This is a genomic window from Bacillus sp. 103mf, from assembly GCF_900116295.1.
Taxonomy (GTDB): domain Bacteria; phylum Bacillota; class Bacilli; order Bacillales; family Bacillaceae_G; genus Bacillus_A; species Bacillus_A bruguierae.
In genome coordinates this window covers 1-23,603 of sequence record NZ_FPAF01000024.1, presented here as the reverse complement: position 1 = coordinate 23,603, position 23,603 = coordinate 1, and the positions used below count along the sequence as shown (strand labels likewise).

Genomic DNA, 23,603 nt, shown 5'->3' with positions numbered 1-23,603 from the left:
ACAGAAGTATCTATTCCTTTTCTAGCCAAGCAATAGGAATTTTTTTTTCACCAGCTACTTCAAACTGAATTTCTCCATTTACTTCAAAAACCCGTTCAATAATGGGTATTGTAATCATTTTATTTTCCTTTATTTTTCTCTTTCGTACTAGTTCTAAGTCAATAATATTCATGATGAAATCCCCTTTTGTGTATGTAAGACAGAGAAAAAAAGCACCCACATGAGTACTTTTTTAACTTGAATCACCATTTTACTTTTTGAGCTGTTACTCTATGTATATTTTACCATATTTATCTATAACATTTGTTGATAAAGTTATTTTATTCCAATTTTTGATGATTTATAAGTGTACGTATCAGGGACATAGTTTTTGAGACATTCGTAAAAGTATACATTTACGGATTGTTCCCGTACTAACTCTATAAATTTGCTATACTTGTTCTGGAAGTTTTATACATAAAGATGGAGGGAGGAAATAAATTGGGACAAGTGCGTGTTGATCCGGATAAATTAGAAGCAGCTGCGGATTTCATATCACGAAACAGAGAAGCTATGGAAAGAGTAATTCGAGAACTTTTACAAGTCACGTTCGAATTACAGATGTCTTGGGAAGGGATAGCACGACAACGATTTTTCGATGAGTTTTTCTCAAAATGGAAATAACATATATTGTACGATATAATTATTGTGATTATTCTATTTATTTGGAAAATGAGGTGATTGTTTAATTGAAATTAAACGCTGCCTTCTTGATAAAATTCACGAGTCAGATTATAAAAATATGAAGGAATTATACATGAATCAGGAAGTAAGAAAATATCTTGGAGGCCCCCGTAAAGAAGACACAATGAAAGATGTTTTAAATAATATGTTAAACCCAGGTACGAATTGTTGGTACTGGGTAGTTAGGGAAAAGCAAACAAATGAGTTCATGGGTATAGTATCTCTTGACCCTCATCATATTGGAAATGATATTGAAGTGTCTTATCAATTTCTACCACAATGGTGGGGGAGCGGTTATGCAACCGAAGTAGTAGAAGCAGTAATAAATTATGCTTTTACTGAATTAAAATTACCAAAGATAATTGCAGTAACTCAAATGGCTAACACACCTTCTCGTAATCTTTTGGAAAGGTTACATATGAAACTAGTTCAAACATATCACAGATTTGGTGCTGAGCAAGGGGTATACGCCATTGAAGCACCACCAACTAACTAATATTGATACGGGAATCAACAAAAACCAAGGTGTTCTCATATAAGTAAATAAAAAGCACTTGATGGTCTTTTATGGGCAACAAGTGTTTTTTTATTTTAAGATTACAACATAGGATTAAGCCATAATATTTTCTGATGGAGAGGGATTCAGTGGAATACTGGGAATACAACGAATTATTTGAAGCAATCAAAGAGGACTATAATGATTTTTTAAGTTTAAATAGAGGATACAGAGATGCAATAGCAAGACTGGTCGATGAATACTGGAATTTAGGTAAGATAGAAGACGTTGTGAGGGATACTGCTATAGGAGAGATTTTAATTACTCATGACAAAGTTTTCGTTGGTACTGCTGAAAGGATAACAAAGTGTTTAAGTATGTTTAACCCGTTAGATGCGAAAAAGGAGTTAACTAAAGAGGAAATTGCAGATTTATCTAATAGAATAAAAAAAGTATTGGAAGGTCTAAAAAAAGTAGAAATTGATTATAATCCATATGCTGGATAGTTTTTGAGAAACTGCTTCTCAAAAGTAGAAATACAGTATAGGATTTGCGATAAAAATAGTCAAATTATTGAAGAAAAAAAGCTAACTAAATAAAGATTTGGATTATATGAAAAGTTTGGGTGAAAAATGATGAAAAAACACGATATAAATGAGCTAGAGAAGCTGCAAAAACAATTATCAAGTAACATTTCTTTGAAAAATACATTTAAACTAACGGATATAAAATTAGTAGCGGGAATAGATATTGCTTATTGGTCTAATGAGGGAATTGACTATGGAGTCTGCTGCATTGTTGTGTTTGATTATCTTACAAAGGCAATTATTGAAGAAGTTCATCATATAGACAAAATTGAGTTTCCTTATATTTCTGGTTATCTAGCATTTAGGGAATTACCATTAGTGATTGATACAGTTAAAAAATTAAAAAATTTTCCAGACTTATATATGTTTGATGGAAATGGTTATTTACATAATCGTCATATGGGGATCGCAACGCATGCGTCTTTCTATTTAAAAAAGCCAACGATTGGAGTAGCCAAAACGTATTTAAAAATAAATAATGTTGATTTTATTGAACCTGAAAATGAGTTAGGTTCGTATACTGAAATCGTTGTAAATGAAGAAGTTTATGGAAGAACGCTAAGAACTAGAGAAAATGTAAAACCAATTTTTGTTTCTTGTGGTAATTGGATTGATTTAGATACTGCTACCCATGTCGTTTTGCATTTTGTAGAAAAAAATAGTCGTTTACCTATTACAACAAGATACGCAGATTTAGCTACTCATGAAGTAAGAAGAGAGGAACTTTCAAGGTAAGTATGGTTTAAAAATTTAATAAAGAAAGAATCTTTCCTATATAGATAAAAATTGAAAAATCGACATAAAAATCCTCTTTCTTTTTAGGCGGGCGAGAGCATCTGGCCATGCATAGAAGCGGTCAGGGGGTATTCCGTATAGCAGCGACTTATATGTCGAAAAAAGTTAGGAAACGATGTAAACACTAGTGGAAAGAGTGTATACAGATTTAGCCTGTTGATCTAACTGTAGAAGCATAACTCAGCAATTCAAAAAAGATATCCGAATATAGATATTGAAATAATTTACAAGACTAGGGGTAGTGAAAGGGATGGATGTTAATTTCTTTGAACTTAAATTTTTAATTACTGATAGCTTTTATAGTCAGGTGTTGAAAAATGGATATTCATATGAACAAGCATCAGGAATATGCTATGAATCATTTTTTGAATATGTTAATTGTAATAGTATAGAGAGTGTAATAGCAGTCTCAACAATTATTAGATTAAAAACAAGACATAAATTACAATTGACAAAATATGATATTGAAAATATGAAGAAGATACTTGAACTGCTTAACGTACTTCATTTAGATAAGATTTTAAATGATTCTGAAAGTGGATATTTAGAAGAAGATATTCAAATTATTGAGTATCAATTTAAAGAGTTACGGTAACCAACAATTCGTAGGAGAGAAAAAAATTAATCGGTGGTTGAAGTGGAAAATGTTTGGACTGCATTTTTTATGTCGAAGAAGGAACAGGTTCTCTTATCTCAGTTATCAAAAATTATCAATGATTTTTTACAACGACTTTATTTAGAAGGCTGAATAATTGGATTAAAGCCGAGTTGTTGAAAATTTTAAAGGGGAATAAAGACATGTCAGAAGAAGGAAAATTAGTGATTTTAAATGAAACTTTTAAGAAAGAGGGAAGTCAAGAGGATATAGAGGGTTTGACGATTATGGTTGACGGTGTTATAAAACAAGTTTTTGATAAGATAAAGTCTGATAGAGAATATACAAGTTATAATGAAGTATTAAGAGATGTTATTTTTGAAGGAATAAGTGGTATTATCAAAAACTCTTAAATTTAGCTATGTAAAAACTGCTAGTGAAGGAATGAAAATGATTACACCACAAGGGTTTTATTTATTTTCTGTATAAAATTTGTATACCCGCTAGTTAGTCTAACACATTATTTTCATACAATCTAATGTAATTAAATTGTGAAATACAGAAGCTTTAAGATTAATAGACGAAAAAGATAAGATTTTTCAGAAGTGCTAATAATTGCCAAAATTTTGATTAACGAGTATAATGAAATCAATAAGTAATAAAAAGAAAAGGGCAGTGTAGGAAAGAATTTCTTCGCCTGTTAAGCGGTAGGTCGCAGGTTCGAATCCTTGCCTCCCCCGTCGTTTTATAAACATAGGGGGAGTAGCTCAGTTTGGTAGAGCAACATATTGAGTCTTTCCGCCTATCTCCCTTTTCTTCGAATCTATAATTCATACTTTATAGATTTGGGCAGTGTAGAGAAGGATTTCTTCGCATTAAAAGCCGTGTGTCATGGGTTCGATTCCCATCCTCTCAATTTTGGGAGGTAGCTCAGTGGTAGAGCAACGTAACGAGCCTTTTCGCTTATCTCCCAAATCTTTAAACATTACATATAACAGGAGCAGTGTAGATAGCTCATACTTCGTTTGCTAATATGAAACGCTATCGATGCGGTAAGTTCCGCACCGAATTAGTACTTTTCTTTGATTCATAACACTAAGCTAAGCGTCATATAGGAGCTGGGTTTGCGGGGCTCGATTCCCGTTTCTTTGAATAAATTGTCAAAGCAGTTTAACTGTTCCTGTTTCCAATAGTTCTGAAGTGTTAGGAATGAGTGAAAAGAGCAACGTATATACGTTGCCTTTTTTATTTGTATTTCAACCAGTAGTGTCAAAAAATCTCTGGGGGTAGATCATAATGTCAAAGTTTAATCATTCTTCTCAAGGAAGCCGTCAAACGTATACAAAAGAGGGCGGAAACGCTTATAAAATGTATGATAAAGATAAATTAGTTACGATGGTATTAACATCTTTCTTTAATGAGCCAAAATTTTATGGTGATAACAGTGAAGAATTAGTTATTACTGCAAAACAAATCATGGACAGAGACCCTCAATTTGTTGCAAATTTAGCAGTGTATGCACGTGAAGTGTTCTACATGCGTTCTGTTACACATGTCTTAGCAGTGGAACTCGCAAACCACCCTGAAGGTCGTAAATATGCTCGGCAAACGGTTTCTCGCATTGCACAGCGACCTGATGATGTAACAGAAATGATGGCATATCAATTAGGTGTATATGGCCGGAAAAATCCAATTCCAAACTCTTTGAAAAAAGGGTTGGCAGATGCCTTTGCTACGTTTGATGAATATCAATTAGCAAAATACAATCGCACAGGAAAAGACGTTACATTGAAAGATGTATTTCGTTTAGTTAGCCCATCTGCAAAAGAAGGAACAGAACGTTACGAACTTTATAAGCGTTTGTTAGAAAACACACTACAAGTACCATATACATGGGAAACTCAACTTTCTCAAAAAGGAAACAAAAAAGAAGTATGGGAAGAATTAATTGAAAGCGGGAAAGTGGGGTATATGGCCTTACTTCGTAATCTTCGCAATATCGCAAATTCAGGTGCAGCAAATATTGATACAGTATATAACATTCTTCGCGATCCTGAGAGAGTAAAAAAATCAAAACAATTACCATTCCGTTTTTTCTCAGCCTATCGCGTAGCACGAGAAAAATTACCACAAGCAGGAAGTGAATTGTTAGATGTATTGAATGACGCAATTGAAGCATCTGTTACAAACATGCCAAGGGTATCAGGGACAACATTTATGACAGCAGATATCTCAGGCTCTATGACATATAATTCTGTCTCAAAAGATGGAACCGTTACATGTGCAGATATTGCTACACTTATGATGGCGATGGCACACTCTTTCTGTGATAATTCGATTACATCTGTATTCGCAACGGATTTTAAAGCGATGAATGTTTCTACTCGTTCTGGCATCTTGGAGAACATGAACACATTTTTATCAGAAGTTAATAAACACGGATATGGAACAAACTTATATCTTTCTATCCAATATTTATTAGATAACAAAATCAAAGTTGACCGTATCCTTGTTTTCTCTGATGAGCAAGTGTACGGAGATGGATGTGAAGACAATTCTTCACAAGTTCTTCTTGAAACATATCGCCGTGAAGTTAATCCTGATGTTTGGGTTCACTCTTTCAATTTAAATAGTTACGGTAATCAACAATTTGTAGGCGGGAAAACAAATTTAATTGGCGGTTGGAGTGAAAAAAGCTTGGACTTCATTCGTTATGCCGAAGAAGGAACAGGTTCTCTTATCTCATCTATCGAAAACTATCAATAATTTTGTTACAACATCTTTATTCAGAAGTATAGATTGGAAGGTGATTCACCAAATGAAGTTTGGTGAAAATATTCATTTAGTAGAAGAAGTAATGGACTTTATTCATAATAGTAAGATCTTTAATAATAAAAATGTTAATACTACTAATATACAAGTAATAAATGACTTTGATGAGGCACAAAATTTTGCTTGGTCACAGAACTTAAGTAAAGTGGATACGGTATGGGAGGATGTTAAATCACTAGAAACAGAAAGTATCATAGAAAAGGTCTATCATTTAGGTTTAGCTTTGCAGCAAGAAGAATTATATGAATATTTTGGTGGCTATGAGAATTACGCTAATCATTTTCTACCCTTTGATTACATAGATATTCATGAAGAAGTTGAAGGGGATCTCACAATGTGTGCTTTAAACCGATTGGTGAATGGAAAAACAGATAATTTTTATGAAAGAATTTTTGATATATATAAACAGGGAGGATGGCCTTGTGGGTGGAAGGATACATATCCTGATGGGGAAATGATTGTGTTTGTACCATCCACCAGCCATAAATAAGTAATGAACAGTATCATCAAAACCTTGATTGGCTATATGCCTTTCAAGGTTTTTTTATTAAAAAATAAATAGGAAGAATGTAGGAAATAGTAGAGTGCTTAAAGAAAATGAATCAATTAGAACTATTTCGCAGCAATTTGATCAAACTTTTTTATAAAGATACAGAAGTATAAAATTGGAAAAATAATATAAATAATGGTAGGATATGGTTGTGGTGTCCGGATCAAGCATACTGCGAAAATAATCAATACATCTAGTTTTAAAGGGGGAATTAATTTGGAAAGAAGAAGTAATAGAATTATTAATCATTTTCGAAGTTTATTAGTTATAAGTCTATGTTTCTTTTTAGTCTTTTTGGGTAGTAACAACTCAAAGGCTGAAACAGTTTCTTCTATAGCATTACATGCTAAAGATGTAGAAGCTTTCACAAATAAAGTAATTCCAGAGAAAATGAAAGCAGAAAATGCACCTGGTGTAGCTATTGTAGTTGTCAAAGATGATCAAATTCTATTTCAAAAAGGGTACGGTTTTTCCAATAAAGAACAGAATATTCCCATTGATCCCAAAAAAACAGTTTTTCGATTAGCGTCAGTATCAAAGGTTTTTACTGCTAGTGCTGTAATGCAGTTAGTTGAACAAGGAAAAATCGATTTAAATAGAGATATAGTAAATTATATGGGGGGATTAAAGTATCAAAATAACATGGGTGAACCAGTTACAATGAACCATTTACTCACCCATACAACAGGTTTTGATTACGTAGATCCTAGACCAGGGGATATTCATTATCAAACTAATGAATATACAAAACTTAAAGATTATGTAGAAGAAAATATGCCCACGGTAGTAAGAAAACCAGGAGATACGTACACATATGATAATTTTGCTTCTATGCTTCAAGGATATATTGTTCAAAATTTGACAAACACACCTTTTTATAAATATATGGCTTCAAATATTTTTTACCCTTTAGAGATGCAAAATAGTAGTTTTGTTATGACTAATTTTATCAAAGATAAGCTTGCAACAGGATACGATGGAAAAGGTGATGCCATCCCATTTTATGAAACAAGACCGACGGACATGCCACAAGGAAGTATGTTTTCCACAGGAAGTGATGTAGCCAATTTTATGATTGCTCAATTGAATGGTGGTAAATTTAAAAATAAACAAATACTAAAAAAAGAAACTGTTCAAGATATGCAAAAAACAAAATTTGCGTTACATCCAAAATATCCAAATATGGCATATGGATTTGAATTCTTTTCACCGCAAAGTCATAATGGTCAATATGTTTTTGGAAAAGGTGGAAATATACCAGGATTTTCTTCTTTAATGTGGTTAATTCCTGAACATAAAATAGGTGTTTTTGTTGTTACGAATAAAGATGGCTCATCACTTCCTTATGAATTATTTGATGAATTTATGAATCACTATTTTCCAGACAGAACGAAGCCAGAGTATTTAAAACCTAGCGAAGAAGAGTTAAAGAAATTTGAAGGTGTTTATCGTGATTTGCGGGTAAAAAATCTTATTACACATGTAAAAATAAGTGAAGGAAAGTTATTTGTAAGTGATAAAGCATATGGTAAACAGGAATTAAAACAAATAGATCCTTTACTATTTGAAGATGAAAAAGGTAATTATATGGCGTTTAAACTTCACACAGATGGCACTGTAAAAGAAATGATACACTGGAACTCTGGTAGTTCAGCTGTGAAATTAAGTGAGCCTAAGAGATTTCAAGATGTAGAGGCAAATCATCCATATGCTAAATTTATAGATCCTTTACACCAATATGAGATATTAAAAGCAAATAAGGAAGGAAATTTTGTTCCTGAAGCCCCTCTTACACGTGGAGAATTTTCATATTGGTTATCTCAAATTGCTTACTTTACACCACCTTCAAAAAAGGACCCTGTATTTTCTGATGTAAAGGGCCATCAGTATGCATCCCATATTCAAAAATTATATGAACTTGGTATTTTATACGAAAAAGAAGGGGAACAATTTTATCCAGATCGCGCTATTACTAGACAAGAAGCAGCATGGATTGCTTGGCATTATTTGAAAATGCTAGAAGCACCGCCAGCAGACGCTACTTTAAAGGGAGAAACTGATGATTGGGCAATAGAGTCTGTCAAAAACATTGTAGGTCATCGTTTAGTTGGACCTGAGGTTATATATAATGAAGATGGATCGGCAGATTATTTATCGAAACAAATAATGAAACGACAAGAGGCAGCTGCTTTGTTATTTTATGTTATGTTATCTAGTTAATTTGCTTCAAATATAGATTAACAAAAATACTGTAGTCTCGGAGAAAGGCACTTATAAAAAAGTGCCTTTTGTGGTTTTAAAATACAGTCACGATGTTTGTAAGAAAGACGCCAAGTTTTGAATATCTTCCGCTTCCTTTCTCTATTAATATTTAGTACATTTTGAATGCTATCATGATTTGAAAATATAATCATTTGAATTTTTAAAATTTTCATTTGAGTTTTAAAGGTAGAGTCGTTATCTAGTAGGACTACATGAATGGCATTTAGTATGGTGAGCCCTATTTTAAAATTATGGGGGAAAAGTGGATGCTACTATAATTTGTATATAGGGGGAGTTGTTATGGGAAATTCAGGCGTAATGTCTTTATGGATAGGAAATTTTAGAACGAAACAAAATCTAAAAGACTATGTTGAAATGAAGTTTGATGAAGTTGGAAATAGGATCCCATCTCAGTTCATGAGAGACTTTAATCTTGACTTTATCAATTATAATCAAGATTTATTAGAAAGCACCTTTATAGAGGACTCCGTTACATCTTTGGCCTTGCTTTTAAGTGGTTCCTCTTATGAAGCGGACATTTTACCACAATTTGTTGAACATTACGGAGAAGAATTATCAGAAAGCTATAATTCTGTTATCAGATTGTATGATTTTGAGTACGATGGAGAGGTAGATAAAACGAAATTCAAAAGTGGAAATTTAATTTATAGGGGATCAGTTGTATACGAGGAATGGGATGAATAAAGATTTTATACGGTCACTATAACGTGATAAAATTAATGATTTTTTCAGCTCTTTTTCTAGTGATGAATTGTAACTCAAGTTTAAAAAATGAAAGATTTAAGAAAGGTAATGCTTAATATTAAATTTGTAGATCCTTAAAGCACATAATGAATTATTGATACATCAAATGGGTTATAACACATGTATGAGAAGAATAAAGTAGAAGGTGGTATTTCATCATTGCCAGAAGGACTAAGATGACAGTAGGAGTGTGTTATTTATGGAAAAGCAAGGAATGGTTTCAATATGGTTAGGGAATATTAAAACACAAAACCAGTTAGAGAAATACGCCGATTTAACATACGATGAAGATGGAGAGTCTATACCTTCTAAATTTTTTGTGGATTTTAATATTGATAGGAATGAAATAGATGAAGATTTTATTGAAAAAGAAGTATTAGAAGAAGAGAGTGATAATATCTCTGTTTTGTTAGAGGGCTGCTCATATGACGAAATTATATTACCTAAAATTAGAGAATATGTTAACTTAAATAAGTCATACAATACCATTATTTTAATCTATAATTTTGAGTACCAGAATCTTGTTAATTCTTCTGGGGATTTTGATTATGTTACTTCTACTAGTTACCTACAATAGTAATATTTGTGTAAATAAATGAAGAGGCTCCAAAGTACAAGGAAGTCTCTTTTTGTATGACGAAATTTGTCGGAGGGTCTTTATTCTATGTCGAATCGCCGATATATTCTAAAGAACGGTCGATATATGTTAAAAATCGCCGATATATTTGAAAGAACGATCAATATCGCATTATCGATTGATCGAGATAAGGTATGAGAATGTTAATCAACATGATAAAAGGACTGCGGGGCAGTCCTTTTAAACATGTTCATCTGTCTGATCTAGCAGATTTGCCAGTATCATGCTATTCTCTTGGTCGGCATCGTACTGCACAATATCGTCATACTCAAACAGTTCGAAGGTTTCATCAAATTCCCGCTTCATGAAGTTGATAAATTCTTTAATGTTTTCTCCTATTTCTTGATTACGGCGAAACTCCATCATAATTGCTCTAAATCGGTGGGGCGGAATTTCGCATTTAATGTGATACGATTTGCTGATGCCAAAAGAATCTTTTGCATCGTATAAGTTGTATGTATACACCAGAGGGTCATCTCCTTTCTTATATGATGTGTATATTGTTCCATGATTGAATGAAATATTCATTGGTTACTAAAAAAGAGTCACTATTATGCCGTAAATTGATAATCCAATGAAAGCCGGAATACCGACAATAACAATTTGTTTCACATTTTCATACGCTTTCGGTTCTACAAGGGGAAACTCTTCTTCCTCCATTTGCCGATATTGTTCTCGTTTCATATAATCCCGCCTTTATGGTTGTGTGATAATATATTCAACCAAAGCGGTTTATGACAACGATAATTTAACTGAGTTTAAAATAAATATTGAATATTAAGTATATTTGTATTGTTATTGGTTTATTATCGGATGACAGTGATTAGCCTCCCTGCAAGCTCAAATATTGCTAAGTTGATTTTTTTAGCTCATCTATTTATTGAATCCATTAACTGGAAGAAATATTCAGGTTTATGAGTCTTATTTAGGTTATACCATGAATGTAATGTATCTGGTGCAAATACACCTAATTTTTTCAGTACTTCCATCGCAAATTCCAGAGGAGCTACTCCTGATGCAGTAACTAAATTCTCATCGGATACCACAGGTCCCATCTCATGAAATTTTTCACCTTTATAATTAGGACAGACCATTTTAATATACGCTAAGTGATTGCTTGTATGCTTTCTAGAATCTAAGTATCCCATATTCGCGAGGCCCTCAGTTGCACCACAAATTGCGGCAACAATAGTGCCAAGCTTTAAAGCTTCGCCAATTTTTTTCAAGATAGGTTGATGAATATCTTCTCTCCAAGTATTCCCTCCAGGTAAAATGAAAAGATCTTTACTCTCAAGAGTACATTCATCAAGGGAAATATCTGGTTTTATGCTCAGACCTCCCATTGTAGTAATAATTTCTTTATTAACTCCTACTGTAACTACTTGTAAAGGTGCTAAATCTTTTTTGAAATATCTTCCTGAGTTTAGTTCAGCAATTAAATATCCATATTCCCAGTCTGACATTGTATTAAATACATAAAGATACACTTTTTTTGTTTGCATCCAATAACACTCCAATCATAATTGATATAGCCTATTATAAGATAACTTCCCTGACAGCTAACGTCAGGGAAGTTATCATACTTGATGAAATTTTATTAATTCCGACAGAACTTCAATAAATCTTTTCTTAAGACTTATTGGCTCAATAACTTGAATAGATTTACCGTACGGTAAAAGTAAATAAGGTACATATGTATGTATTACATTTTTTTCAAGGAGAAATACTGCTTGATTTGAAGTCCGTTCTTGTAAATAATGTCCTAAAAACCAATGTTGGCAAATATCACCCAACGCTCTTGTATTTCCATTAATAATCAAAGGGGTAATCCCTTCCTTATCTTCTATAGTTGGAAGGAGGTTTTTCATAAAATAGTCACGTGCTGAAAAATTTTTTGGTCGGTTAAACTTATTTTCGGTTAGCATTAGACTTTCAATTCGATCTACTCTAAAACTACGGATATCATTTCTAAGATGACAAAATCCAATCACATACCACTTATTATTCCAGTAAATAATTCTGTACGGATTAACCAATCTATACTTTGATTGCTCTTCGCCACTTTTATGGTATAGAATTTTTACAGAGTATCCATCAGCTACGGCCTGCTCCAACTCCTTCAAGAAAGGTTCCATAGAGAGGGAACTTAATTGACTTATTATTTCAAGACTGGTTAAATGTTGGTTTATCTTTGTTTCCTGCTTTTGATTTGAATATTTGCTTAGCTTTGAAATAGCCCTATTTAGTGCTTCACCTCCATAATATCCGGCTTCTTCTGCAAAAGAAGCAGCGTGAAATAGTGAGGTTTGCTCCTCAAAATCAAAAAAAAGAGGAGCTTCAATAAAATTGTTCAATAAAGAGTATCCACCGTTATGTCCTGTGTCTGAAATTATAGGTACACCACTTGTTGAAAGTGTATCAATATAACGATACACAGTCCTTATATGAATCTCTAACTTTTCTGATATTTGTTTTGCAGTAATTTTTTCACTTGAACTAAGCATCCATAGAATTGCTAGTATATTGTCAATTTTAGGCATATAAATCCACCTCTATATGAAATTTATTATTTATTATCTATTATAAATAAAGTATGCGATATACTTCTACTTAACCAGGCATATAGGACTCCTAGGTCTTGTGCATAATATTTGCTTTTTCGTTGGACAAATCCTATTTCTCTAGCCAATTGTTCTAAAACGTGTGGTGATATATAGCGTTGTAATTCTTTAGAAACAATGTAGTTCGTCAAAAATTGATAGATTCATAAAAAGTGCCATCCTTTCCTATAGTTCTACAGAAAGAATAGCGTATTTTTTTATTTTAAGGAAATTTAGTTTTGTTAGCTTGATAGCGATGTGTCGGAACCCCGAAAAGAAGTTCCTTTTTTCTGAAAAATGTATATAAATACAAAAATAATAATAAATATTTAAAGGGATTTTATATTCCCTTAATTTATTCCTTTCCATTTACATCAATTATTTATTACAACAGCTGTCACGTCTAAAATAAGGTGTTTCAAAAAAGGAAAATATAAGTATTTTTATACACCTCACCATATCATTCCGGGAATTCTGTCCGTTTGGACACATTTTCGTCGCAATTCCCCCCTTTTGCTGTACGCTAAGAGATACTTGTTCAGAAAATCTTATGTTTATGAACAGAGGATAAAACACAATAATATCAACGTTTTCTAGCTATAATCATGTTCATAAAGTGTGTAAACAAATCAATGTTCAATTAAACTTAGGTTTTTATCTGTCTGAATATGTATTCATCTTTATAAAATACTGTAATGATAAAGATTTGTAGTCCTTAGCGTACAATGTTCTCAGAATGATATAGTGACCTCTTATAATGAGTTCCCAATATAATCAATGCGTTAATCAAAGGAACTCTGTGTTATTTTTGCTTGTCTACTAACTAATACAGCTTCAAATAATGGACACAATTGCTACATGCCAAGTGTAATTTATTATCCATTCAAAAATTCTGTTTATTCATTTTTTCTAAAAATAAAAAAAACATTAAACTTATAAATATACAAGTTATAATGGGGGCGTCGAGAGATAATCTATTACCTCCGGAGAAAATATCAAACCTGGTTCTGGTGCAAAAATTCTAAAGACCTTGCAAGTAATCTTCTAAAATTGAACATACTGATACGATTACTCTAAAAAAGGTGTGTGATCAGAAGGAAAATTTACATGAAAATGGAAGCGTTATCAGCCAGATCTTATGTTGTTAACAGTACGTTGGTACCTGCGGTGCAACTTAAGTTTTCGTGATGTAGTAGAAATGATGGGGGAACGAGGATTATCCTTGGCTCATACCACGATTAAAGGAGGAATTATTATATGAATGGAAATACTGCAAAAAAAATAGAATTTCAAGCTGAAAATACTGCAGTAAAAAATGAGAAATATCCAGACCCTAAAAAGTGGCATAAACAGGATACTACCTGGGCATTGAGTCTTTTTGGAACAGCAATTGGAGCAGGAGTACTCTTTTTACCTATTAATGCAGGTTCAGGTGGTTTATTATCATTACTGTTAATTACCATACTTGCATATCCTGTTATGTATTACTCACATAGGGCGCTTGCTAAAATGATATACGCTTCCAATTCTGCTGATGAGGGGATTACAGGTACAATAAGAGAGTATTTCGGAAATAAGGCAAGTATCATTTTTAACATAGTATATTTCGTCTCAATTTATACGATCGTGCTGATGTATTCAGTTGCACTTACAAATACGGCAAGTAGTTTTATCGTGCATCAATTGCACATGCCGGAGCCTCCAAGGGCCATTTTATCGCTTGTATTAGTAATCGGTCTTATAGCTATACTAAATTTTGGTCAAGATATCACTGTAAAGATAATGAGCATGCTAGTATATCCTTTCATAGCTTCTCTACTTTTTATCGCAATATCTTTGATTCCACAGTGGAATACGTCAATGCTTAGTTTTTCAAGTGTTTCTACTGCTTCAACAGGAACAGGATATTTTGGAACGATATGGATGATACTACCAATCATAGTATTCTCGTTCAATCATTCGCCTATGATTTCATCATTTGTTATGAAACAGAGAGCTACCTATGGAATAGAAGCTACTGATGCCAAATGTGCTCAAATACAAAAAGCTTGTTATATCATGACATTCGCTGTTGTTATGTTTTTTGTTTGGAGCAGTACCTTGAGTTTGACTCCAGGTGATCTTGTAATGGCAAAAAAAGAGAACTTGTCAATCCTATCATATCTTGCGAATGAGCTTAATTCGCCTATAATCACTATTGCAGCTCCTATCATTGCTTTTGTGGCCATCACAAAGTCGTTCCTTGGTCATTATATAGGAGCATATGAGGTAATGCGTGACATGATTATCAAGTCCAGTAAAAAACGCGGAAAAGATGTAGGAGAAAAAACAGTTAAGACAATGATCCTTACTTTTGTCGTATTAACATGCTGGTATGTTGCGTATGCAAATCCAAGTATTCTTGGACTTATTGATGCCCTTAGCGGTCCGTTAGTTGCTGCAATCTTATGTCTATTACCAATGTATGCGATCCATAAAGTACCAGTACTAACTAAATACAAAGGGAAAGCGAGCAATGTATTTGTCATTATTATAGGTATACTTACTGTCCTAGCAAGTATTAAGTCATTATTCTAATTCACTATTGAAAGATTCCTAGTGGAAAAGATATATAGATGCAAATTGAAAAACTAGCATAAAAACCCTTTTCTTTTTCGGTGGGCGAGAGCAACTGGCTATGCATAGAATTGGTCAGGGCCTAATTCTGCCACATGCGCAGCGAAAACCAAAAAGAGCAAACAAGTGCAGGTTCCTTTTTTTCATAGTAGCAATCTATATGTAAAAAAACAAATTGGATTTATATATATCTGTTTTTGGACAGACTCCTCACTTTGAGGAGTTTGTCCTTTTTTAATCATATGCATAACCTCTATTCATAGTTGCCCATAGAAATTTAGTTCATTTTTTTCGTTTTGGGGAAGAATGTATTTCTTAACTTGATAGCGATGGGGCGGTACGCCAAAAAGAAAAAATACCAATTTACAAATGAATTGGTATTTTTGTTCATCAAATTGAAATTAAATAACTATAAAACTAATCTTTTTCAACTGTATATGTAACTTGTTTAAAGTTTACCATGTCTCCATTTTCAGTATCATCTTTAGTTTGCAAAAGTTGAACTTTTGGCTTGTAGTCCGTCCTATGAGCATCTTTGATACCCTTAATGTTAAGTTTGTAGGATTTATCATTTTTTATTTTTTGTTCAAATACTTTTTTATTGGCAACAAAAATAAAGGTCACTTTATTTTCATCAATTCCCTCAGTCATAAATTCTAATTGATTATCTTTTGTTGTAATCGTTGGTGTTAATAATTTAATACTTCCATTTCCGGTTTTTTCTAAAGAATTTTCCGCTATAGCTGAACATCCGGATAATGTGATGCCAGAAAATAGAATAAAACTTAATCCAATTATCTTTTTCATAAGATCACCCCAACCTCAAAAAACTTTTCGACTTCGTCAGTCGTCAGCAGGGGAATAAATTGTCATTCCCAACCCGTTAGCGTGGAACATAGATGATTAGCTGTCAACCTCTTGAAATTATACCATGATATGTAAAAGGTAAACAAGGTGTATATGGGGTACCACCTCATGCCCATCAACTTAAGAGCTCGCATTGGGAATAACCAATTATTTTACGTGATTGCTATATGAGGTACCGCCAGCATTTCGGAAAAAACCCACGCTAAGAGCATGCAAGATTTTATACAGTTTTTCGGCCAATCCAATAACAAACGGGAACCCTGAAACACACGCCAGGATAGGAATGTATAAAAAATGAATAGAATCATAGAAAAAAGGAAAGGCGGATTCCTTGTGAGAGTAGGGATCCTCCTTTTCCTTGCTACTGATAATGATGCGTTATGTTAACCTCATGTGAATAAGATTAAAACGAAAAGGAAAAATCTTGCTTCCTAATATCGGTTGGTGTAAAATTACACTAATAGATACAAAATGTAATTTTTTTTAAAAAGAAGGAAAGCTGTTATGAATAAGGAGCACATTATTGAACTTATTTCAAACAAAATAAGACTCATTCGGTTGGAAAAAGGCTACTCACAAGATAAAATGTCAAAAATTTTGGGGATTTCCAAAAAGACACTTGTTCAAATTGAGAAGGGAAGAACATTATCAGAATGGACAATTGTAATAGCTGTATGTGCATTATTTAGAGACAGTGAGGTTCTACAATCACTTTTAGGAGATGAACCCTTAGAAGTTGTTGAGACTATTGCCCACGATGGATTAGATAGACCAAAGAATAAAACAATGGGCGGAAGAGTCTGGTGGAAGGAAATTGATAAAAAAGGGAGTTTTCTATTGCAGCAGAATTTAGTCAGTCAACAGTATCGATGGTTTAGTTCATTTGATAAACAAGAAAATTTAATACGATTAAGTGAGTTAGCGAATGGGGAGTGAATATCATTTGAAACAGTTACTAATCTTTATCATCCTATTACCTGTATTTTTCTATACTTATGTTGCGACTTCTTGGACAGGTTCGTATATTATGCTTGAAGAAAATTGGAAGAAACATATTGTTTTTACTCCTGAAACTGCCACTGAATCTCAACAAATTTATGAGATTGATAAGTTCATTTATGCTTTTAAATACCAACCAATAATAAGTATTGTCTGTATTTTATCTTTCTTAATTCTCATTGGAATAATTATTTCTTGGATTAGTAGGAAATTCCGCCATAGCCCAAAAAACATAGTAAATTAAATATTTGTAACTAATATTACACTTTTTTCAAATTCCGAGTTTGAGACGTTATGTCAACCATATATGAATATGGTATTCATTGTTTTTTTAGTACTCACTATAAATTTAATACAGCAAAATAGAAATATAAGGGAATGATGATAAGGTTAGCATATGAAAAAGCTTGGAGAAATCTCCAAGCTTTTTCAGTGTGTTTAATTTTATTTTTAAACAAGATGCACATTTAAGTTGTAGAAAGTAAATACTGTACCTTTTGTTTTAAGTGATACTAACAAAAAAATTATGAAATGAATGCAATATAACAACCAACCATAATGAACCTGTCTTTTTAAACACAAATCCAAAAATTAATCCAAGAAAAAAAACATATATTTGACTCCATAAATTAAAAAAATCCCCATTATAAATCCAGATTGGATAGTGTATCGCTAAAAATAAGAAGGATGTAATAAGATTGGCGTTCCAAAAAGATAATCTTTTACTAATCTCTTGCAGAATTAATCCCCTAAATACAATCTCTTCTGTAATTCCTACTAAAAGAATAGCATTAAGATAGTTGTCGAAAGATAATGTGAGATTAAATGTTTGATTATTAAACATATAAGTTTCAAAGGCAAAATATAAACCGAGTAACAATGAAAGAACTACCCCAAAAAACAATCCTTTTTTCACATTGATATTTATTTTTAAGTAGCCAATTGGATTAGTCTTTAAATAATATTTTATGTATAACCAAGCTGGAACAATCCAAATGGAAATTTTAATTAACGCATTCAAAAAAGCTGTAGTAGTATCTCCAAATAAATGAATATATTTTGCTAGCCATAATTCTTTAAAAGTCCAAACGAGATAAAATATGAAAAGATACAATGTAATTGGTTTTATATCACTAATTTTGTTTTCACTTTTTACACTTAATTTTGTTTCCATTTGTCCCCTCCTAAAATTCTATGTGTTTAAGATGTTCTATCAATTAATTTTATTAAAAATCTTATTCTACTAAGCTTCTTCATTTTAACATAGAATTTCCATTTTCTTTCAAAAATATAAGTTGGTTCATTATTAAGCGAACTATCTTAAATATATTAATCTTTTAAATCAAACTAACCATTATAAAAACAACTTTCAATAACAAAAATTATGTGAACACGAAAGTCCTCCAGTTAAACAATTTGGAGGACTTTTAATAGTCTTCTAAATACATTGAATCCCGATAATGATGCGTTATGTTAAATTTGCATGAATACGATATTCATCCGAATTTTCACAAGATTGTCCTTGTTAGTGGTACAATTAGGATAACGGAGGAATATTATGGGATATCTTAATTAGCTTTATGTAATACTGTATTTTATAATCGGCATTGCAATATTCTCATTCTTCAATTCTGATTCACCAAAAACTAAGGATAAAAATCTAACATTCATAATGGTCAGTTTAGGGGTAAATCTATTCACAATTCCAGTGGCTTTTTTTATAGGTGTGATGGCAACAGACTCTCCATATAGTACTGAACTTGATTTTTGGGGAGGATTTCTCTTTATTCAGGTAATACCGCTCCTTATATTAATAATAGGAGTCTTAAAATGGCTTATTGACAGAGGAAAAAATAAATGAGCTTATAAATAGAATTGCTTTATAATATGTATAGTTGCACAAAATCAAGAAATTTAAGGAGACGGATAAATTTTATGAGAAAATTATCCATATTACTTACTTTAAGTCTAGTATTTGTCAGTGTTACGGCTGCTTGCACACAAGATAAAAAAGATAGTGCAGTTGAAAATGGTTCAATAGAAGAACCATCTTCAACTGCAAAAAATGAAAATAAAGAATTAATAAATTTTGAAGAAAAAGAAACTATGAGCCGCTTGGAACAAGGTATTTTATTAGTTGGTGAGAGTATTAAGGGAGGCTATTACTTAACCACCGTTCAAAGTGCATATTTAAATGATAGCAACGATTCTATCGTTGTTAATGTCTCTGTAAAAAATGTACGAGGTCAAATGATTGGACTATCAGAATTAAAATATACCTTAAAAGATGAAAAAGACGGTAAGACGTATGAAGGAAAGGTGCTTGACCAAAACCCTTCTCCTTATGATATACAAGTTAAACCAAATGAAACGGTAGAATTGAAAATAGCTTTTGAAGTACCAGGTACCGCAGATGAATATATGTTTTATATTGAAAGCTCTTTAGACCCTCTAGAAACACACTGGAAAATTGATAAGCTGCAATCACCAAAAAACTAAGTCTAAATATAATTTGGTAGAGGTGTTCTTTAATATGAATATATTCGAAAAATAAACAATACTAATTCCAAGCGAGCGGTTAACTTTTTAGACAAACATAATTTACTTCCGCTTTCGGAAATTATGTGAGCTTACAAAGTAAGGGGGATATATGGGGTACTCTTATAAAGAATTTCTTGAAGACTTAAATATGGGTAGGGAGATACATTTTATTTATAAAAGTGAAGGTTACTACATTAGCGACTGGGGATTTTGGAAATTTGATGATGAATCAAGTGAAATCATAGTTGGGAATGAAGAGGATATATTAACAAAAGTTAAAATAGATGGAAAATCCATTAAAGAAATATGGAATTTAGTCGAAATTGATTATATCTTTTAGTAGTAATATTGTATAAAAAAGACTAACTTATAATTTTATAAGTTAGTCTTTTTTATACTACTGATAAGTGAGATTATGTTAACTAGAGTATATTTTTTTTGTATAATTTTAATATATTTACTAACAGATGATAATAGAGAGGAATTTGAGAAATGAAATTTTATGAATGGAATAAACAAATTCAAGAAATATTTCATCAATATCCTACGCAAGATGCAGACATTGTTACTGTCATCGCTTCTGTTTTAGCCATTTTTAAGTTTGTTAGGAATTAAAAAAGCATCTATTTAGATGCTTTTTTATATTTAAAGATAAATAATAAGATTTTTTGTTCATAGTTTCTATTATCTCTTTATTTACAGCATTTTGAATGTATACTTTTGTTGTATATTTTGAGGGTATCAAGGGATTTGGTGTAGAGCCAATATTTTAGGAGATATGAAAGTAAACTAATAAACAAAAACTTACTTTCAAATAGATCTTTTAAATTATGAATATCTAAGAACAGAGGAAACACAATATATTTAAGAGTAAGATTCTAATTTAATTAGATGTACCTTACAAAAATGTAATTTTTAACTTCATCAGGGAAATCATATAATATACTATATTGATGCTCGTAATATCTAATAGGTTGTGTTTTTACAATGGATGAAATTATGGGGAATGCTTTATTTGCAGTATTTGTAAAATAAGGAACTTTTAGGATAAATAAATTTATCGAAAATATGTAAAAGGGGATAGCAAATGAAAACACATGAATTAATTATTGAGATACAAGAGAGTTATGATAACAACCCTATTCAAGATGCTCAAGTTTTTATTTTATTTAGTTTTTTGTTATTAGTATTTAAGTTTTTAAAACCAACGAATTAGTAAAAATTAGATGAAATAAGAAAAGACAGATTATTCAGCAAAGTTACATTTTTGGTGATATTTGGATGTAAACTTCTATTCAAAAGTTTACTTTGGTATTTATAATAAATAAAAAGCACTTTTTAATGTTTTAAAAGTGCTTTTTATTTGATATTAATTATGTAGTTTTATAATTTTTATTTTTAAGATCGAATAGATTTTTTATAAATACTATGGAAAATCCAATTGCACAAAAAGCTCTTAACCAATCAAATTTATGATCTGTGGTAAGTACGGAAATAAATTCAATAGTATTAGTAATAAATAATATCCCGAATATCCATATGTAAAATTTAACCATTATTAAACTTTGCATAATGTTCCCCTCAATCCTTCAATTAATATTATCATTATATTACATTTATGTTATGTAACTTGTATTTATATAGAATTTTTAATGAGGTTATATCACAGATTTTATAATAATATGTAAATGTAAACAAATAATGTTTTTTTTTTTTTCAAAAAGCTGTTTTTTCTGTAACAAACTTTGCGCTTAACGTACAGTGTATCAGTTAAAATGTGTCCAAATTGTAACTAAACGTACAATTTTCTTTTTTTGATATGGTGAGACATGCTCATCAACTTAAGAATTTAGAATTACTCCAGAACGATAAAATTTTGCACAAGTTGCTCAATTTTATCGTTCTGGGGTAGTTTGTTTTTGTTAGATTGACGACTATGGGGTACTTTAAAATCTTAAGTTGATGGCGATGTGGCGGTACGCCTATTAGAGGAATTGGACAACGTTTCTAAGCAAATGACAACGCTACTATACAACCAAACGTTATTAATGCAGGAAATACAGGAATTGAAAAAAGGTAAGGTGACGATATGAAAAAGAAATACACGACCACAGGCATAGTGTTTTGCGTGGCTGCAGGTTTTGCAGCAACAAACACAGTTTTAGGCAAGTATGAACAGCAGAAGGCACGAGTTAAACAGGAACAACAGCAACGTGAAGCAGCTAAAAAACAGGAAGAGGAATTACACAAGCAACAATTAGAGGCACAGCAACAGGCCGAGGAACAACACAAACAAGAAGCGGCGCAGCAGCGCCAAGAACAAGCAAAAGCGCAGCGCGACAAAATAGACGCTTACTATGAGCAACTTGTGAAGGAAGGAAAGATATGAAAATAGAGGTGACAATATGAAAAATAAATATGTGATCATCGGCATGGTGTTTTGCGTGGCCGCGGGTTTCGTAGCAACAAACATAATTGTAGATAAACACTGTCAGCAGCAGAGCGAACCAACACAAGATGGTTTACACAATTGGCATAAAACAAAAGATCAGCATTGTGAATGATCGTTATGGGGTACCACCTCATGCCCATCAAGCTAATATTTTGAGAAACCTCTCATAACAAAAATTTTACCTTTTCACAGTTATTTATCCCGCTATTCGTGGGAGTATTACTGTCCGTAAAAGCCCGATTGGAAGGGCTAATAATCAGTGGGGGATGAAGAAAATCCCCACTGATTAAAGTTTCACTTTATAAGAGTTCGGCTCATTTTTGGGGGCGTTTATTTTTCTTAAGTTGATGGGTATGAGGCTGTACCCCTATATATGATTCAAAAATCAGTTTAAATATGGAGTGTTTCTAATTTAAAAAAGTAAAAAAACAACGTGGAGTCGCTAATAGATTAGGGTTTGCTATACAAATTGCTTACTTACGTTTTACAGGAAGACCATTATCTGCGAATGAAAAATATGATTAATGCTACTCTTATTAACAATACAAAGGGAACCTGCTACATTCTCATATGCAATATTGCATATGAGAATGTGTTAATAGAAATGTATAATAAGAGCATAAAGATAAATCACATCTTAGCAACAACAACAGAGGAGGAGATCATATGGCAATCGCAATGGCAATTTTAAAATTTGTAGGTGGAGTACTTCCATTCGTTCAAGAACTTTTAAAAGCATTTATGTAAGTTTACTATTTAGCAATTATTTATAGATAATTGTCATACCTTAATACGAAAAAAAGGAAGGGGTTGATTTTTTTGAAAATCAAGAAAAATACTAAGGGAATAAAATTACTAGCATGTTTATCAATTGGTTTATGCACTTTTAATTATTCTTCTATTTCTTTCGCTGAAACACCTAAAAATAATTCAGCTGATCAGGCAAAAAAAGCGATTAACATTGATACTGGTATAGCAAATCTAAAGTATAATAATCAAGAGGTTCTAGCAGTAAATGGTGATAAAGTAGAGAGTTTTGTTCCGAAAGAAAGTACAAATTCAAATGGTAAATTTGTAGTGGTTGAACGTGAGAAAAAATCACTTACAACTTCACCAGTGGATATTTCAATTATTGATTCTGTGGCTAATCGTACTTATCCAGGAGCAGTACAACTTGCAAATAAAGCTTTTGCAGATAATCAACCTAGTTTGTTAGTAGCTAAGAGAAAACCTTTGAATATTAGTATAGACTTACCTGGCATGAGAAAAGACAATACAATCACTGT

The 23,603-nt window shown here is 32.0% G+C and carries 28 protein-coding genes and 2 pseudogenes; 22 read left to right on the top strand and 8 right to left on the bottom strand.

Translation table 11 applies throughout. The annotated features are described in order from the left end of the window. Positions 1 to 10 precede the first annotated feature (10 nt). Entirely contained in the window at positions 11 to 172 is a 162-nt protein-coding gene (locus BM350_RS27150; RefSeq protein WP_090948323.1) for a hypothetical protein, read from the bottom strand. Between the two features lie 317 nt (positions 173 to 489). Here BM350_RS27150 and BM350_RS24695 point away from each other — a divergent pair, with 317 nt between their 5' ends. From BM350_RS24695 to BM350_RS24645, 11 genes are all read left to right on the top strand, one after another. Further along, entirely contained in the window at positions 490 to 663 is a 174-nt protein-coding gene (locus tag BM350_RS24695; RefSeq protein ID WP_244548077.1) for a WXG100 family type VII secretion target, read from the top strand. 64 nt (positions 664 to 727) lie between these two features. Further along, positions 728 to 1,219: a GNAT family N-acetyltransferase gene (locus tag BM350_RS24690; protein WP_280141419.1), complete on the top strand. Its 492-nt coding sequence runs from the start codon at positions 728 to 730 to the stop codon at positions 1,217 to 1,219. Positions 1,220 to 1,368: 149 nt separating this feature from the next. Further along, positions 1,369 to 1,725: an Imm3 family immunity protein gene (locus tag BM350_RS24685; RefSeq protein WP_090920210.1), complete on the top strand. Its 357-nt coding sequence runs from the start codon at positions 1,369 to 1,371 to the stop codon at positions 1,723 to 1,725. 126 nt (positions 1,726 to 1,851) lie between these two features. Continuing rightward, positions 1,852 to 2,541, top strand: coding sequence for an endonuclease V (locus BM350_RS24680; protein ID WP_139207779.1), 690 nt, complete (start codon positions 1,852 to 1,854; stop codon positions 2,539 to 2,541). Between the two features lie 310 nt (positions 2,542 to 2,851). Then, positions 2,852 to 3,196 (top strand): hypothetical protein, encoded by a 345-nt coding sequence (locus BM350_RS24675; RefSeq protein WP_090920216.1) that lies wholly within the window; start codon positions 2,852 to 2,854, stop codon positions 3,194 to 3,196. A 203-nt stretch (positions 3,197 to 3,399) separates the two neighbouring features. Then, complete coding sequence (locus tag BM350_RS24670) at positions 3,400 to 3,609, top strand: hypothetical protein (protein WP_090920219.1); 210 nt, start codon at positions 3,400 to 3,402, stop codon at positions 3,607 to 3,609. An 883-nt stretch (positions 3,610 to 4,492) separates the two neighbouring features. Further along, positions 4,493 to 5,962 carry a TROVE domain-containing protein gene (locus BM350_RS24665; RefSeq protein ID WP_090920222.1) on the top strand — a complete coding sequence of 490 codons (1,470 nt, stop codon included), beginning with the start codon at positions 4,493 to 4,495 and terminating at the stop codon, positions 5,960 to 5,962. 52 nt (positions 5,963 to 6,014) lie between these two features. After that, on the top strand, positions 6,015 to 6,518 hold the full coding sequence (locus tag BM350_RS24660) for a cytoplasmic protein (protein WP_170857770.1): 504 nt from the start codon (positions 6,015 to 6,017) through the stop codon (positions 6,516 to 6,518). Between the two features lie 276 nt (positions 6,519 to 6,794). Further along, positions 6,795 to 8,798, top strand: a complete 2,004-nt coding sequence (locus tag BM350_RS24655; protein WP_090920225.1) for a serine hydrolase domain-containing protein — start codon at positions 6,795 to 6,797, stop codon at positions 8,796 to 8,798. Between the two features lie 342 nt (positions 8,799 to 9,140). Then, positions 9,141 to 9,545 (top strand): immunity 22 family protein, encoded by a 405-nt coding sequence (locus BM350_RS24650; RefSeq protein ID WP_090920228.1) that lies wholly within the window; start codon positions 9,141 to 9,143, stop codon positions 9,543 to 9,545. A gap of 259 nt (positions 9,546 to 9,804) precedes the next feature. Further along, positions 9,805 to 10,182, top strand: a complete 378-nt coding sequence (locus BM350_RS24645) for an immunity 22 family protein (RefSeq protein ID WP_090920231.1) — start codon at positions 9,805 to 9,807, stop codon at positions 10,180 to 10,182. A 240-nt stretch (positions 10,183 to 10,422) separates the two neighbouring features. Here the strand turns inward: BM350_RS24645 and BM350_RS24640 are convergent, their stop codons facing one another. The 5 genes and pseudogenes from BM350_RS24640 to BM350_RS26575 all read right to left on the bottom strand — a co-directional run. Continuing rightward, positions 10,423 to 10,707, bottom strand: a complete 285-nt coding sequence (locus tag BM350_RS24640; protein WP_090920234.1) for a hypothetical protein — start codon at positions 10,705 to 10,707, stop codon at positions 10,423 to 10,425. 69 nt (positions 10,708 to 10,776) lie between these two features. Continuing rightward, the gene (locus BM350_RS27145) at positions 10,777 to 10,926 is read right to left on the bottom strand and encodes a hypothetical protein (RefSeq protein WP_170857769.1); all 150 of its coding nucleotides are present in this window, start codon (positions 10,924 to 10,926) and stop codon (positions 10,777 to 10,779) included. 185 nt (positions 10,927 to 11,111) lie between these two features. After that, on the bottom strand, positions 11,112 to 11,744 hold the full coding sequence (locus BM350_RS24635) for a type 1 glutamine amidotransferase family protein (RefSeq protein WP_090920235.1): 633 nt from the start codon (positions 11,742 to 11,744) through the stop codon (positions 11,112 to 11,114). A gap of 75 nt (positions 11,745 to 11,819) precedes the next feature. After that, a complete protein-coding gene (locus tag BM350_RS24630; RefSeq protein ID WP_090920238.1) occupies positions 11,820 to 12,782 on the bottom strand; it encodes a helix-turn-helix transcriptional regulator in 963 nt (320 codons plus the stop codon). 50 nt (positions 12,783 to 12,832) lie between these two features. Beyond that, a pseudogene (locus BM350_RS26575) lies at positions 12,833 to 13,010 on the bottom strand (IS4 family transposase); the annotation flags it as partial. A 970-nt stretch (positions 13,011 to 13,980) separates the two neighbouring features. On the opposite strand from BM350_RS26575, the pseudogene BM350_RS26565 reads away from it, so the two are divergent. Beyond that, positions 13,981 to 14,082: pseudogene (locus BM350_RS26565) on the top strand (IS6 family transposase); the annotation flags it as partial. Positions 14,083 to 14,099: 17 nt separating this feature from the next. After that, positions 14,100 to 15,419 carry an amino acid permease gene (locus BM350_RS24625; protein WP_090948321.1) on the top strand — a complete coding sequence of 440 codons (1,320 nt, stop codon included), beginning with the start codon at positions 14,100 to 14,102 and terminating at the stop codon, positions 15,417 to 15,419. Between the two features lie 456 nt (positions 15,420 to 15,875). Here BM350_RS24625 and BM350_RS24620 read toward each other — a convergent pair whose 3' ends face one another. Further along, the gene (locus BM350_RS24620) at positions 15,876 to 16,265 is read right to left on the bottom strand and encodes a hypothetical protein (protein ID WP_090920661.1); all 390 of its coding nucleotides are present in this window, start codon (positions 16,263 to 16,265) and stop codon (positions 15,876 to 15,878) included. Between the two features lie 564 nt (positions 16,266 to 16,829). On the opposite strand from BM350_RS24620, the gene BM350_RS24615 reads away from it, so the two are divergent. Continuing rightward, on the top strand, positions 16,830 to 17,261 hold the full coding sequence (locus tag BM350_RS24615; protein ID WP_090920664.1) for a helix-turn-helix transcriptional regulator: 432 nt from the start codon (positions 16,830 to 16,832) through the stop codon (positions 17,259 to 17,261). Positions 17,262 to 17,268: 7 nt separating this feature from the next. Then, positions 17,269 to 17,568, top strand: a complete 300-nt coding sequence (locus BM350_RS24610) for a DUF4306 domain-containing protein (RefSeq protein WP_170857768.1) — start codon at positions 17,269 to 17,271, stop codon at positions 17,566 to 17,568. Positions 17,569 to 17,826: 258 nt separating this feature from the next. Here BM350_RS24610 and BM350_RS24605 read toward each other — a convergent pair whose 3' ends face one another. Then, positions 17,827 to 18,498, bottom strand: coding sequence for a CPBP family intramembrane glutamic endopeptidase (locus tag BM350_RS24605; RefSeq protein WP_090920671.1), 672 nt, complete (start codon positions 18,496 to 18,498; stop codon positions 17,827 to 17,829). Between the two features lie 411 nt (positions 18,499 to 18,909). Between BM350_RS24605 and BM350_RS27760 the strand changes: the two genes are divergently transcribed. The 7 genes from BM350_RS27760 to BM350_RS24570 form a co-directional block, all read left to right on the top strand. Next, positions 18,910 to 19,185 (top strand): hypothetical protein, encoded by a 276-nt coding sequence (locus tag BM350_RS27760; RefSeq protein WP_244548076.1) that lies wholly within the window; start codon positions 18,910 to 18,912, stop codon positions 19,183 to 19,185. Between the two features lie 74 nt (positions 19,186 to 19,259). Further along, positions 19,260 to 19,823, top strand: coding sequence for a DUF4352 domain-containing protein (locus BM350_RS24595; protein ID WP_090920674.1), 564 nt, complete (start codon positions 19,260 to 19,262; stop codon positions 19,821 to 19,823). A gap of 151 nt (positions 19,824 to 19,974) precedes the next feature. After that, entirely contained in the window at positions 19,975 to 20,205 is a 231-nt protein-coding gene (locus tag BM350_RS24590; protein ID WP_090920677.1) for a hypothetical protein, read from the top strand. Positions 20,206 to 20,952: 747 nt separating this feature from the next. Continuing rightward, positions 20,953 to 21,081: a hypothetical protein gene (locus tag BM350_RS27930; RefSeq protein WP_280141418.1), complete on the top strand. Its 129-nt coding sequence runs from the start codon at positions 20,953 to 20,955 to the stop codon at positions 21,079 to 21,081. Between the two features lie 912 nt (positions 21,082 to 21,993). Next, complete coding sequence (locus BM350_RS24580) at positions 21,994 to 22,254, top strand: hypothetical protein (RefSeq protein WP_139207795.1); 261 nt, start codon at positions 21,994 to 21,996, stop codon at positions 22,252 to 22,254. Positions 22,255 to 22,270: 16 nt separating this feature from the next. Next, on the top strand, positions 22,271 to 22,429 hold the full coding sequence (locus tag BM350_RS27140; protein WP_170857767.1) for a hypothetical protein: 159 nt from the start codon (positions 22,271 to 22,273) through the stop codon (positions 22,427 to 22,429). A gap of 698 nt (positions 22,430 to 23,127) precedes the next feature. Further along, a partial coding sequence (locus tag BM350_RS24570) for a thiol-activated cytolysin family protein (protein WP_211482640.1) occupies positions 23,128 to 23,603 on the top strand: 476 nt, incomplete at its 3' end.